The sequence below is a fragment of the Petralouisia sp. genome (assembly GCF_056822245.1).
The window spans coordinates 71,053-84,389 of sequence record NZ_JBQIOP010000015.1; the positions used below are offsets into that span (position 1 = coordinate 71,053).

Below are 13,337 nucleotides of genomic sequence, written 5' to 3' on the forward strand. Positions count from 1 at the left end.
TACTGCATAATTATATATATTTTAACAGAAAAAACGGAAAATTACCAGAAAAATATTCTCTTTATTTCCCAGTAAATAAATGGTATAATGGAAATGTTTGAAAATTACAGCGTAATATGCCGAAACATACTAAAACATACGCTCCCCGTATCAGGAGGTATTTATGGATAAGCTTTTCATTATTATGCCTGCATATAATGAGGAAGAAAATATACATAACGTCATTGCCCAATGGCATCCGGTTGCAGAACGCATCAGCCCGGACAGCCGGCTTGTGGTGATTGACGACGGAAGCCGTGACCGCACTCTTACGATTGCGCGGAATTTAAAAAAAACATACCCAAGACTCATTGTTCTCACCAAGGAAAACCAGGGCCACGGCCCGGCAGTTCTGCATGGTTACCGCTACGCCGTTTCAAAAGGCGCAGACTATGTGTTCCAGACTGATTCCGACGGACAGACTCTTCCCTCAGAATTTCCCATATTCTGGAAAAACCGCAGAAAATGCGGACTGCTCATCGGTTCCCGCGTGAAACGTATGGACGGGCTCTCCCGGATATTCGTCACATGGGTCTTACAAATGGTTCTGCTTATTATATTCAGAATTCCCATCAGAGATGCCAACACGCCTTACCGCCTGATGCAGTGCAGCGAGCTGAAAAAGGTTCTGACCAAAGTGCCTGAGAATTTTTTCCTGTCCAATGTATTAATTACTGTAATTTATACAAAACAGAACCGGGGCGTGCATTATTACCCCATTACATTTCTGGAGCGGCAAAATGGAAGCAATTCTATTAATCTGAAAAAAATACTTCTCATCGGCTCCCGGGCCTTTTTCCAGTTCTGGCGTCTTAGAAATACGTTTTAAGAAGGGAGCTTCCATAATGAAACAATACATAAATATCCCCATTGCCGCCATACTGGCCGGACTGACTTTCTTTTTGCTGCGGCAAGACAGCGGCCCATTCTTTCTCTGGTGGCTGATGGTTCTGATTCTGGGCTGGTCTTTCATGCCCGTCACCAGCCTCTTATTTTCCGGATTTTCGGACAAAGGCTGGATGTTTTCCAAAGTGATTGCCATCGCTGTATCCGGATATGCCACCTGGCTGCTTGTCACGTTAAAAATCCTGAAATTCACCTCCGCCGCCTGCCTTTTGGTCAGTCTAGCATGTATTGCCGCAAACTTAGGGTTCGCAGCCCTGCAGAGGCCCAAAACTGCTCCCATTTCGGCAGAAGGAAAAAAACTGATTTTTATGGAGGAGCTGATTCTGTTTCTGGCATTTTTGCTGTGGACTTACATCGTAGGCTTCCGGCCTCAGGCATTCGGAGAAGAAAAATTCATGGATTTCGGATTTATGGCTGCTATGATGCGCAGTCCCTCCTTACCGGCTGCTGATCTCTGGTACAGCCAGTCCCCCATCAATTACTATTACGGCGGCCAGTATTATGCGGTATTTCTCACCAAACTCACCGGTACCCAAATTGCCGTAACCTACAACCTGATGCGCACCCTGGTTGCCGCTATGGCTTTTGTTCTGCCTTTTTCCCTGATCCGTCAGGCTGCTTCTGACTATTTTCGCAATGCCAAAAACAGGCTGAACTTAAAAATCCGGAGAATTCTGTCCTGCTGCGCTGGGTGGTTGGCAGGAACTGCCGTATCCCTGTCCGGAAACATGCATTATGTAATTTACGCAAAAATACTGCCCCTGTTTGGGGAAACAGACTACTGGTTTCCCAACTCCACCAGATTTATCGGGCATGATCCTGAAACTCTGGATCAGACTATCCATGAGTTCCCGGCTTACTCCTTTATCCAGGGAGATTTACATGCCCATGTGGTCAATATTTATTTTGTGCTGACGGTTCTCGGACTTCTGTACGCATGGCTCAAACAGGAAAATAAAGAAAAAAAGAATGGGCTGCTTCAGCTGCCGCTGCTGATGGGCGGCCTGTTTCTTGGCATTTTCCAGTGGAGCAATGCATGGGATTTTGCCATTTATTATGTGGTAATCTGCGGCGTCTGCCTGTTCGGCAACCTGAAATGGTCCCAAAGCTGGAAACAGGGCATTCTGATCAGCGCAGGACAGTGGACGGAAACGCTTCTATTAAGTTTCCTGGTTTCTCTGCCTTTTACATTGACCTTTGACAGCGGCATGGCTCAGGGCGTCCGGCTGACCCAGAACCATTCTGCCCTGTATCAGCTCTGCATTCTCTGGGCTTTTCCGGTTCTGGCTGTCCTTATTTACCTGATCGCCCTGGCTCTGGAGCAGGGAACATGCAGGCCCCTCCAATGGCTCTCAGCCACGGATACCGCGGATATTTTCACCGCTGTTTTGTGCCTGTGCGCCATAGGGCTGATTCTGATGCCGGAACTGGTTTATCTGCGGGATATTTATGAAAAAACCGCCGCCCGATCCAACACCATGTTCAAACTGACTTATCAGGCTTTTATCCTGTTCGGCCTCTGTATGGGATTTATTTTCATCCGCTTCCTGTCAAATCACTCCCGCAGATGGATGCAGGGATTCGGCCTCATTGGAACGCTCTGCCTGCTTCTGACTTCCGGCTACACTCCCACCGCCATCCGTCAGTGGCAGGGCAATATCTTTCACAGAAACGGATACCTGGGACTGGACGCCACAGCTTTTCTGGAAACCAGTTATCCTGAGGACGCCCCCGCCATCCGGTGGCTTCTGGAGCATATCGAGGGCTCCCCGGTGGTGCTGGAGGCAAACGGCAGCAGCTACAGCAGCTATTGCCGGGTATCCGCCATGACCGGCCTGCCCACCGTTTTAGGCTGGTATACCCACGAACATCTCTGGCGGAACGATACCGGCGATTTGAACGAAAAAAGCAGACAAATCGAAGTCATCTACACCTCCCGGGAGGAAAAAGAAGTACGCCGCCTTTTAAGCCAATTTCAGGTATCCTATGTATTCATCGGCCAGATGGAACGTGAAAAATATCCGGCCCTGAATGAACCGCTGCTTCGCAGCCTTGGGGAAATTGTGTATGACAATGAAACCGTAATTATCAGACTGTCGCCGTAGGCTTTTCACCTGGACAGATCATGTAATTTTGCAAATTAAAAAGGTGTAAAGCCCTTAATAATTCAATAAAGACTTTACACCTTAGATTGCTTAGTTGCAAATTATTTGATCGTTATTCTTTGATCCTGTCAAGCTCTGTTAGATTGACGCCCAAACTTGACAATGTAACTTTTAACTCAATATACCTTTTATACATTGAATTGTATGTTTCTGGATTAGTTTCTTTAATGGGAACCATCCAATCTTGCAATCTGGAAAATTCTGTAACATAATCCTTTATTATATCTGCTGCACTTGGCATATCATCACCTACTTTCTACCGCCCGTCTATATGGTAACTTCATTATACCAATTAGCTGCTTGCGTGTAAAGCCTATATTAATTATCAAAGAATCATGAAAGATTTCGCAAAAACATCCGTGATCTGCTTCTGTTATTACAGTAAAAATACAAAAAAGAACCTTTTACAATCTAAAATGTAAAAGATTCCTTAAGTTAATGATATCGTAACCTCTCAAGATCTCTGAAAGCTGCTGACGGGAATCGGACCCGTGACCTCCGCACTACCAATGCGACGCTCTACCGACTGAGCCACAGCAGCAATTTTATTTCTCATCAGTTGTTTTCCCAACCGACTTGTCTAATATACTATATTCTTTCCGGCTTGTCAATATTTTTTATAAAATTTTTGCAAATTTTCCTCGAATACGCTGCAGGGCATTGTCGATGGCCTTCGGCTCTTTCTCCAAATTCTCCGCAATCTGCCGGTAATTCATTCCTTCCAGATACAGCTCTAAGACCTGCCGCTCCAGTGCGCTGAGGCTCTGAGCCATTTTTTCATGAATTGTCCTGACATTTTCCCGGTCAATTAAGAGCTGTTCCGGATTGGCGTTCTCAAAGGTTTCCAGCAAATCCAGAAACGTATCCGTACCTTCCTCCCCCACACTGGCGCTCAGGGAAATATAGCCGTTCAAGGGCTGATGCTTTTTTCTCTGGGAAGCTTCCACCGCATGATAAATCTGTCTGGTGATACAGAGATCGGCAAAATGAAAAAAAGAGGCGTCCTTCTCCCTCCGATAATCCCGGATCGCCTTAAACAATCCGATCATTCCCTCCTGTATCAAATCATCGGTGTCTCCCCCAATCAAAAACATGGCATTGGCGCGCCTGCGGACCAGATACTTGTATTTTTCCATAATATAATCGGTAATGTCCGGCCGGCCGTTCCGCAATGCTTCGATTAACATTTCATCTGTCTGATTCTGATATTCGCTCTCTCTTTGCACCTGTTCTTCCTCAAAATATTTATACTCAATTTGCCCTGCAAATTGGTTACAAGGGGAATTGCCCGCATTTTCTATCGCTTCGCGATGGCGGGCAAGCAGGTAATCAATTTGCCCTGCAAATTGGTTACAAACGTTGCCGCACTATCTCGTAGGAGAGGATGCCGGCGGCGACGGAGGCATTCAGGGAATCAATTTCTCCGGCCATGGGAATGGCTGCTGTAAAATCACAGTTTTCTTTCACCAGTTTGCTGACCCCTTCTCCCTCGCTTCCGATCACCAGTCCGATGGGCCCCTTCAAATCCAGGTCATACATTCTGGTGCCGTCCATATCGGCGCAGACAAACCACATGCCCTTCTTTTTCAATTCCCGGATTGTATGGGAAAGATTGGAGACTTTTGCCACCGGAGTGTAATTGATGGCTCCGGCAGAGGTTTTCGCCACTGTGGCAGTAAGGCCCGCTGCCCGCCGCTTGGGAATAATGACTCCGTGGGCCCCTGCCAGATTGGCAGTCCGGATAATCGCTCCCAGGTTATGGGGATCTTCGATATTATCCAGAAGCAGCAAAAAAGGCGGCTCTCCTTTTTTTTCTGCCGCAGCAAGCATATCTTCCACCTGAGCATATTCATAAGCTGCCGCAAAAGCAATGACCCCCTGATGCTTCTTTGTCTCTGAAAGCTGATCCAGCCTTTCTTTGGTGACAAAATTCACGATGGTGTCATGTTTTCTGGCTTCTCTGGTAATGGAGCGCACCGGCCCGTCCTGACACCCGTCCAGTATAAAAAGCTTGTCTATGGTTTTGCCGGAACGAAACGCCTCAAGCACCGCATTCCTTCCTTCAATCGTTAATTCCTCGTATCTCATCCCTGTCCCTCTTTGCAATCATCTGTTCATTCCCTGCTGCCTTAATTTCTGTGTTTTTGCCCTTTTCTTTCAGCTTTTTAAGCCCTGTCAGAATCAGTTCCATCATCCGATCCATCTGATCCTCCAGATACAGATATCCCATCAGCGCTTCAAATCCTGTGGCCCTCCGGTAATCTGCCACCGTGGCATTTTTGGCCATGGTAAACGACTTTGCATTTCGGCCTCTCCGGTATACCGCAAGCTCTTCCTCCGTTAATTCCGGCTGAAGCAGCCCAATCAGTTCTGACTGGGCATGCGCTTTTACCAGTTTACTGGTCCGCCTGTGCAGATCATTTACATGGGCATTGCCTTTGGCCACCATCATGGAGCGAATCACCAGATCGTAAATTCCGTCTCCGATATATGCCAGCGTCAGCGGGGAATAACTTCTGATATCCGCCTGCTTCATGCCGAATTTTTCCAAAAAATACTGATTTATGCCCTTTTCCATTTTACCCCTTCTCTGGTGTCCTCCAGGACAATTCCCCGTCCCAGAAGCTCCTCCCGGATCTCGTCCGCTCTGGCAAAATTTTTCTCTTTTCTGGCAGCCTGACGCTCTGCAATCAATTTTTCGATCTCTTCGTCCAGAATTTCCTCCTTCTGCTCCAGAATGATGCCCAGAATGTCACAGAGAAGATTCAAACGCTGATACAGCTGTTCCAGTAATTCTCTGGAGGAATCTCCGCTCACGTTGGTATTGATGTATTTTACCAGTTCAAACACTGCGGATATCCCGTCTGCCGTATTAAAATCATCCTCCATGGCCGTCTCAAATTTTGTGACAAATCCCTGACTGCCTTCCCAGATGGTTTTTTCTTCTTCTGTCATCTGCTCTGTTTTGGCATTACCGGACAAATGCTTCAGATTCTTTGCTCCGTTGCGGATTCTGTCCAGTCCGTTCTTTGCCGATTCCATCAGCTCTGCGCTGAAATTCAGAGGGCTTCTGTAATGAGCGCTCAGCATAAAGAACCGCAATACCTGCAAATCATATTTTTCACTGATTTCCCGCACTGTAAAAAAATTCCCCAGAGATTTGGACATTTTCTTGTTGTCAATATTTAAAAAACCATTGTGAATCCAATATCTGGCAAAGATTTTTCCATTGCAGGCTTCACTCTGGGCAATTTCATTTTCATGGTGGGGAAAAATCAGATCCTCGCCTCCTGCATGAATGTCAATTTCTTCCCCGAGATACTTGCGGGACATGACAGAACACTCAATATGCCATCCCGGGCGGCCCTGACACCAGGGTGATTCCCAGTAAGGCTCCCCCTCTTTTTTGGGCTTCCACAGCACAAAATCCAGAGAATCCTCCTTGTCATCTCCGGTGACTTTAATATCCCTGTGGCCCGCCTGCAGATCATCCAGGTTCTTGTGGGACAGCTTGCCGTATTCTTTGAATTTCCTGGTACGGAAATACACCGTTCCGTCTGCCGAAGGGTAGGCATATCCTTTGTCAATCAGCGCGGAAATCATCTCAAGCATTCCGTCAATTTCCTCCGTGGCCAGAGGATGGGTGGTGGCAGGCTTCACATTCAATCCTGCCATGTCTTTCTTGCATTCCTCAATATACCGTCTGGAAATTTCCTGGGCAGTGACACCCTCTTCCATTGCTTTTTTTATAATTTTATCGTCCACATCTGTAAAATTGGATACAAAATTCACTTCATATCCCCTGTATTCCATATAGCGTCTTACTGTATCAAATACAATCATGGGCCTGGCATTGCCAATATGGATAAAATTATATACGGTAGGCCCGCACACATACATTTTTACCTTGCCCTCTTCTAAAGGAATAAATTCTTCTTTCTGTCTGCTTAATGTATTGTATACTTTCATATGTCCTCCTGCTTTTGCTTATATCTGTGCCTGCGCATCATTCTGCAGTCTCCGCACTTCCTTTTCCAAATCAATGATCCGGTTGCAGAGGGCGGAATTTTCATGCTGCAGCAGGGTAATGTCTTCCATGACCGGGTCTGGCAGATGCACCTGATCCATATCGCTCCGGGGCACTTTGATATTGTCGCGTTTGACAATTCTTCCCGGAACTCCCACTACGGTGCAGTTGGGCGGAACTTCCTTCAGCACCACGCTTCCTGCGCCGATTTTGCTGTTTTCCCCTACCGTAAAAGAACCGATAATCTTGGCTCCTGCGCTGACCATCACATTGTCGCATAAGGTGGGATGGCGTTTTCCGGTTTCTTTTCCGGTGCCGCCTAAAGTCACTCCCTGATAAAGCGTCACGTTATCGCCGATAATGGCTGTTTCCCCGATAATCACACCGCTTCCGTGATCGATAAAAAATCCTTTCCCAATGACAGCTCCAGGATGGATTTCAATTCCTGTTTTTCTGGCTGCTCTCTGCGAAATCCTCCTGGCCCGGAAATAATGCCCCTTTAAATACAGTCTGTGGGCTTTCCGATAACTGAGCATTACGCGGAAACTGGGATACAGCAGCACCTCAAAAGGAGATTTGATGGCCGGGTCCCGCTCCTGTATCACTTCAAACTCTTCCTTCACATGCTTCCAAAATCCCATTCTCTGTCATTTCCTTTCAAACTTCCATTTCTATACCCACTCGCCCAGGTGCACCCGGATATCCCTTACCAGCAGCCGGGCCAGACTGGAAATATCAAGTTCCTGCTTTACCTGCTCCCTGGATATCCTCTGCATCCTGCCGCCGTCTTTTCCTATCTCAATCCGGTAGCATCCGCAATTTGACCCAATCACGGAATCTTTCACTTCTATCTCATAACAGCGTTCTGCCTCGCTTTTCATCAGAGAAACGAAATCTTTCAGACTGGCAATGCGGAACATCATGTCGAACCTGGCAGTATTGATTTTTAAACCCGGCAAAGCAATCCGGCAGGTCTCTGTAATGCTGTCCGCTCTGCCGCCCCTGCGTTCTTTCAAAGCATCTCTTCTGTTTGTGCAGATTTCCTCAGCACAGTCGGCTCTGCCGTCCCAAACGCCAGGCCTTAAAAGCAGTTCTTTCACTTCCGCCCGATCCGGCCGCTCCATTCCATATGTCAGCGCCCCTTCCAGAGCTCCTGCCATCCTCCCCAGAAGGATTCCGCCCTGTTCGGTTTCAAGCTCTGCAAACAGCCGTTTATAATAAGTTTCTTCCCGTCTTATGAATATATGATACTGTTCCTTCAGAATATGATTGGAAAATTCCGCAAGCTCCGGAATATCCTCCGGTCTGGCCTTGGACCATTGCAGCCTGCTGTGTCCCTGATTCCCGCAGATTTTCTTCCCGGAATTCTCTGGAAAAAACACAAATCCCTGCCCTTGATAATAGGCGGGATCAGCCGGCAGAAGAAAAGCAAAGGGAATCCTCCTGCGCTCTAAATCCTGCAGGGCAAACTCCATAACGCGTCTCATTTTTCCCTGCCTCTGGCAGTCCGGCTCTGTGGCGACTGCCACAATATAAGGAACCTCCTGCCCATGTCCCCAAATCAAGAGGGAATAGGGGTTTAAATGCAGCATTACCTGAATCCTGCCTTCCTCTTCCATCACAAGAATCTGGTTGTCCCTGGTTTTCCATTGATAGTAATAATCCACAAATTCTGCAGAATCTTCCGAAAAAGCACGTTCATACAAATCCCTGGTTCTGTATTTTTCCTTCTGCAATAAATACCGTATCTCTTCCATTTATCATCCTTTGGCGCATCCGCCGCAGCCACTGCAGTTTCTTTCACTGTCAAAAGCTGTCATACTGGCCTCATACAGCCCGGTCAGGGAGCAGACTGCCTGCGCCGCAATTCCCTGCCTGCTTCCGGTAAATCCCAGACCTTCTTCTGTGGTAGCTTTGATGTTAACCTGATTTTCCGACAGATGAAGCGTCCTGGCCACATTTTTCTCCATCTGCGGAATAAATGGCCGTAATTTCGGCTCCTGGGCAACAATCGTAGCGTCAATATTCTCCACCAGATAGCCCTCCTGCTCCAGAAGTCTGCCCACCTGCTCCAACAGCTTCAGACTGGAAATCCCCCGGTAGGCCTCATCCGTATCCGGGAAATGCTTTCCAATATCTCCAAGGGCTGCGGCCCCAAGCAGGGCGTCCATAATGGCATGCACTGCCACATCCGCATCTGAATGACCCATAAGGCCCATGGTATGGGGAATCTCCACACCGCCCAAAATCAATTTTCTGCCCTCTGTTAACCTGTGTACATCATAGCCTGTCCCAACTCTCATGAATATCCCTCTATTTTCCTTCATATGTAATCAGGCTTTCCACTTCATAATCAGAAAGCTTTTCTCTTCCCTTCAGTCCCGCCAGTTCCATGACAAAACAGATTTTTACCACCTGTCCGCCTAACTGCTCAATCAATCCGATGATAGCTTCTATGGTTCCGCCGGTGGCAATCAAATCGTCTATAATCACTACTTTCTGGCCCGGCTGAATGGAATCTTTATGCATCTCAATCACTGCGCTTCCGTATTCCAGATCGTATTCCGCTGAAATTGTCTCACAGGGCAGTTTTCCCTTTTTGCGCACCGGTACAAAACATTTTCTGGCCTCATAAGCCACTGGTACGCCAAAAATAAATCCCCGGGATTCCGGCCCAACCACCACATCGTAATCTATGTCTTTCAGGCTTTCCATCAGTCCGTCGATGGCAAGGTGCAGGCCGTCTGCATCCTGCAGAATACTGGTAACATCCCGGAAAATTATTCCAGGCTCCGGAAAATCAGGGATACTTCTCACATAATCTTCTAATTTTTTCATAATCGTTCTCCTCCAATCTGTTTGTTCCACTGCCAAACTCCAATGGCTCCTGCGTATTTTTCACAGCCTTATCGGCCATCCACAGCTTTTCTCACACAATCCAGCGCTGCTTCAACGGTATCATCCATATCGTAATATTTATACTGCCCCAGCCGTCCGCCGAAAATCACATTTCCTTCTTTTTCAGCAAGTTCCTGGTATTTTCCGTAAAGCTCCATATTTTTTTCATCGTTTACAGGATAGTATGGCTCATCTCCGGGATTCCATACCCTGGGATATTCTCTGGTAATCACCGTTTTGGGCTGAGTGCCGTACTCAAAATGCTTGTGTTCAATGATCCTGGTATAAGGAACCTCATATTCCGTATAATTCACCACTGCATTTCCCTGATAATTCTCTTCCTCCAACAGCTCGGTCTCAAACCGGAGGGAACGGTATTCCAGATTTCCAAAACAATGATTAAAGTATTCATCAATCATTCCTGTATATATAATCGTCTCTGCAAGCTCCTGGTATTTTTCCCGATTCTCCAGGAAATTGCACTCCAGTCTGACCTCTGTCCCTTTCAGCAGTTTTTCCACAAGCCCGGTATAACCGCCCATCGGAATTCCCTGATAATTATCGTCAAAATAATTATTATCGTACGTAAACCGTACTGGAAGCCGCTTAATAATAAATGCCGGAAGTTCTGAAGCGCGTTTCCCCCATTGCTTCTCCGTATACCCTTTCACCAGTCGGGTATATACGTCCGGTCCTACCAGATTAATCGCCTGCTCTTCCAAATTCCTGGGATTTTCCACCGAATATTCCCGTTTCTGTTCCTCAATCTTCTCTCTGGCTTCCCGGGGCGTAACCACTCCCCACAGTTTATGAAAGGTGTTCATATTAAAAGGCATATTGTAAATTTCACCCTGGTAATTTGCCACCGGCGCATTGGTATATCGGTTAAATTCTGCAAACTGGTTAACATAATCCCATACTTCTTTGTTTGAAGTGTGGAATATATGCGCTCCGTATTCATGCACCTGAATGCCTTCGATTTCCTTTGTATAAATATTTCCTGCAATATGGCTGCGTTTATCTATCACAAGACATTTTTTTCCTGCTTTCCCGGCTTCCCGGGCAAATACTGCGCCGAACAGTCCTGCGCCTACAATCAAAAAATCATACTGTTTCATTGGAATTCACCTTTCTGTCATATCCATTTCCTAAAAATGCGGTATTACGGATTTCTATATCAGTATAGTATAACCTGTTGGTTTACACAAGAGATTTTTCTGGAAAATATGCGGAAAATGTTACGGTCATCCTTTCATTTCTTTCCAGTATTTTAACACACAACCCGCCGTTGTTCTGGTATAATGTGGATGAGGTGATTCAGATGGCAGTTAACAATATTATCAAATCCGACAATATGGAACTGTTAGAACAATTACAAAACGAAAATCAGCTTCTTTTAGAAGAAAATAAAAAACTAAACGATACTGTCGGCTGGATGCATGATACCATCTGGCGCCTGGTACGTAAACAGCAGACAGAAGGTTAACCTTTTATCACAAGTATAACCGGCAGCACCATCTCTGCCGGTTATTCTCATGTCTCTAATCTTCTTTCTTTTTCACCAATACAATCTTGGTGATTCCGTTACTGGAATCATCTTTTCTTGTTTGCAATTCTGGAAAAGATTCAATCAATTTACCGAATTTATGAAACCCATAATTCCGGCAGTCAAAATCAGAATACATTTTCTGAATCATATTTCCCAGCTCCGACAGATACATCCAGCCATCTTCATCTGAATTCTCATCCAGCAGGGAAATTACCGTTGACTTGATGGATTTCAGATTTGTGATAGGTTCTGCGTCCTTCACAGGCGCCTTCTCTGGTTCAGAATTTTTTCCGCATTGCTTTTTTGTTTTCTCCTGTATATTATTTTTCGGCTCCGGACTGTTATTCTTCGCTCCTGAATTATTATTTTTATACAAAACATCCAACGTCTTAAACTGTTCACAGGCTCTTACAAAGGGCGTTGGCGTTTTACTTTCTCCCATACCGATGACACGTTTCCCTGATTCCCGCAAACGCATGGCCAGCTTTGTGAAATCACTATCGGAAGAAACAATAATAAAACCGTCCACATTACCAGTATATAACACATCCATAGCGTCAATAATCATTGCTGAATCTGAAGAATTCTTCCCTACCGTATAATTATACTGCTGAATGGGGGTCAGGGAACTTTCCAGCAGGGAATCTTTCCAGGAATTCTTAGAACTGGAAGTCCAATCCCCGTAAATCCGCCTGATTGTTACGTTTCCCAATGTCTGTGCTTCTTTCGTGACAATCCCTATATATTTGGATGAAACATTATCTGCATCAATTAATAGAGCATACTTCTTTTCATCATCCATCTTATACCTCCTTTTTCTTTTTTCTTTCCTATTATAATACTTTCCGCTGGCAGAAACAACCACTCCCGGCCAGAAAGAATAATTTCTCTCTTTTTTCCCATACTACCAGAGAGGTGATGTTATGGCATCTTATATCGCTCCCGGCCTACGGGACAAATTTGAAACATTGTCAACAGATTTAAAAGACTGCATTCTGGCAAGAAACGTCAGGCTGCAGACCCTTCAGGATCTGATCCGTGTACTGGAAGAAATTGTAGCGGAAGGAGAATCCTGAGACAAATCCAGCCATGCAGAACACAAAATTGTGCTTCTTTCATGGCTGGATTAATCATCTGTATCCTTAAGATTTAATGGTCATACAATTATCAAGTTTTGCCATAGCTTCTTGAACCGGCTGCCGCAGTTCTTTTTCCTGTGCACTGCTTATCAAATCAAAAGTATTATGAAGTCCGGTAATTTGCTGATCTAATTCATACAAATCCTCTCGTCTGTTGCGATTCTGGTGTTCCTCCCGCAGCCTGTTTTCTACCTTTTCTTTTAAATAATCTGTTTCTATACCTACCATATCTCTTCTCCTGTCATTTAAAATAGTTTGCCAGAAATAGTATGTGCCAGATTCTTTTTCTCATGCATAAAGTTAGAAGATGCTGTGATATTCTGCGCGGCTGAATATATAAAAACAGAGCAGAATTACCTGCTCTGTCAAAAACAGGGGAAGAGGGATTCGAACCCCCGTGAACGGTTTTGGAGACCGCAATACTGCCGCTGTATGATTCCCCTATAAAATATACAACATATTCCACGTAACACTTATTATACGTGGAACTTACTCTATTGTCAATATATGTTCCATATACCTTCAAAAATCCATACAGCCAGACAATCCATCCACCTTCTTCTTCCTGGTCAAGCCCTCGACCGATTAGTGACAGTCAGCTCCATCCATCTCTG

General features: G+C 45.7%; 16 protein-coding genes and 2 tRNA genes. 4 read left to right on the forward strand and 14 right to left on the reverse strand.

What is annotated here, in order from left to right; translation table 11 throughout:
• Positions 1 to 163: 163 nt before the first annotated feature.
• On the forward strand, positions 164 to 868 hold the full coding sequence (locus tag ACTO17_RS07915) for a glycosyltransferase family 2 protein (protein WP_482557551.1): 705 nt from the start codon (positions 164 to 166) through the stop codon (positions 866 to 868).
• Between the two features lie 16 nt (positions 869 to 884).
• Entirely contained in the window at positions 885 to 3,050 is a 2,166-nt protein-coding gene (locus ACTO17_RS07920) for a DUF2298 domain-containing protein (RefSeq protein WP_482557552.1), read from the forward strand.
• Between the two features lie 112 nt (positions 3,051 to 3,162).
• Here ACTO17_RS07920 and ACTO17_RS07925 read toward each other — a convergent pair whose 3' ends face one another.
• The 11 genes from ACTO17_RS07925 to glf form a co-directional block, all read right to left on the reverse strand.
• Positions 3,163 to 3,351 (reverse strand): hypothetical protein, encoded by a 189-nt coding sequence (locus tag ACTO17_RS07925; RefSeq protein WP_482557553.1) that lies wholly within the window; start codon positions 3,349 to 3,351, stop codon positions 3,163 to 3,165.
• A gap of 227 nt (positions 3,352 to 3,578) precedes the next feature.
• Positions 3,579 to 3,651 (reverse strand) — tRNA-Thr (locus ACTO17_RS07930).
• Positions 3,652 to 3,727: 76 nt separating this feature from the next.
• The gene (gene sigH / locus ACTO17_RS07935; RefSeq protein ID WP_482557558.1) at positions 3,728 to 4,297 is read right to left on the reverse strand and encodes an RNA polymerase sporulation sigma factor SigH; all 570 of its coding nucleotides are present in this window, start codon (positions 4,295 to 4,297) and stop codon (positions 3,728 to 3,730) included.
• 163 nt (positions 4,298 to 4,460) lie between these two features.
• Entirely contained in the window at positions 4,461 to 5,198 is a 738-nt protein-coding gene (rlmB, locus tag ACTO17_RS07940; protein WP_172537079.1) for a 23S rRNA (guanosine(2251)-2'-O)-methyltransferase RlmB, read from the reverse strand.
• Positions 5,173 to 5,688 (reverse strand): Mini-ribonuclease 3, encoded by a 516-nt coding sequence (locus ACTO17_RS07945; protein WP_172537078.1) that lies wholly within the window; start codon positions 5,686 to 5,688, stop codon positions 5,173 to 5,175. Before ACTO17_RS07945 ends, rlmB begins: the two co-directional genes overlap by 26 nt.
• Entirely contained in the window at positions 5,673 to 7,079 is a 1,407-nt protein-coding gene (gene cysS / locus ACTO17_RS07950) for a cysteine--tRNA ligase (RefSeq protein ID WP_482557554.1), read from the reverse strand. The genes ACTO17_RS07945 and cysS overlap by 16 nt, the downstream gene beginning before the upstream one ends.
• A gap of 18 nt (positions 7,080 to 7,097) precedes the next feature.
• Positions 7,098 to 7,778 carry a serine O-acetyltransferase EpsC gene (gene epsC / locus ACTO17_RS07955; RefSeq protein WP_172537076.1) on the reverse strand — a complete coding sequence of 227 codons (681 nt, stop codon included), beginning with the start codon at positions 7,776 to 7,778 and terminating at the stop codon, positions 7,098 to 7,100.
• 30 nt (positions 7,779 to 7,808) lie between these two features.
• On the reverse strand, positions 7,809 to 8,894 hold the full coding sequence (locus ACTO17_RS07960) for a GNAT family N-acetyltransferase (protein WP_482557555.1): 1,086 nt from the start codon (positions 8,892 to 8,894) through the stop codon (positions 7,809 to 7,811).
• A gap of 3 nt (positions 8,895 to 8,897) precedes the next feature.
• Complete coding sequence (gene ispF / locus ACTO17_RS07965; protein ID WP_172537074.1) at positions 8,898 to 9,440, reverse strand: 2-C-methyl-D-erythritol 2,4-cyclodiphosphate synthase; 543 nt, start codon at positions 9,438 to 9,440, stop codon at positions 8,898 to 8,900.
• A 10-nt stretch (positions 9,441 to 9,450) separates the two neighbouring features.
• Entirely contained in the window at positions 9,451 to 9,975 is a 525-nt protein-coding gene (locus ACTO17_RS07970) for an adenine phosphoribosyltransferase (protein ID WP_482557556.1), read from the reverse strand.
• A 68-nt stretch (positions 9,976 to 10,043) separates the two neighbouring features.
• Entirely contained in the window at positions 10,044 to 11,153 is a 1,110-nt protein-coding gene (gene glf / locus ACTO17_RS07975; protein WP_172537072.1) for a UDP-galactopyranose mutase, read from the reverse strand.
• 203 nt (positions 11,154 to 11,356) lie between these two features.
• Here glf and ACTO17_RS07980 point away from each other — a divergent pair, with 203 nt between their 5' ends.
• Positions 11,357 to 11,521 carry a hypothetical protein gene (locus ACTO17_RS07980; protein ID WP_172537071.1) on the forward strand — a complete coding sequence of 55 codons (165 nt, stop codon included), beginning with the start codon at positions 11,357 to 11,359 and terminating at the stop codon, positions 11,519 to 11,521.
• A 55-nt stretch (positions 11,522 to 11,576) separates the two neighbouring features.
• Here the strand turns inward: ACTO17_RS07980 and ACTO17_RS07985 are convergent, their stop codons facing one another.
• Complete coding sequence (locus ACTO17_RS07985; protein WP_482557557.1) at positions 11,577 to 12,386, reverse strand: NYN domain-containing protein; 810 nt, start codon at positions 12,384 to 12,386, stop codon at positions 11,577 to 11,579.
• Positions 12,387 to 12,507: 121 nt separating this feature from the next.
• On the opposite strand from ACTO17_RS07985, the gene ACTO17_RS07990 reads away from it, so the two are divergent.
• Entirely contained in the window at positions 12,508 to 12,660 is a 153-nt protein-coding gene (locus tag ACTO17_RS07990) for a hypothetical protein (protein WP_172537069.1), read from the forward strand.
• Between the two features lie 66 nt (positions 12,661 to 12,726).
• Here the strand turns inward: ACTO17_RS07990 and ACTO17_RS07995 are convergent, their stop codons facing one another.
• Positions 12,727 to 12,951, reverse strand: coding sequence for a hypothetical protein (locus ACTO17_RS07995; protein ID WP_172537068.1), 225 nt, complete (start codon positions 12,949 to 12,951; stop codon positions 12,727 to 12,729).
• Between the two features lie 144 nt (positions 12,952 to 13,095).
• Positions 13,096 to 13,166, reverse strand: a tRNA-Trp gene (locus tag ACTO17_RS08000).
• Positions 13,167 to 13,337: the final 171 nt, after the last annotated feature.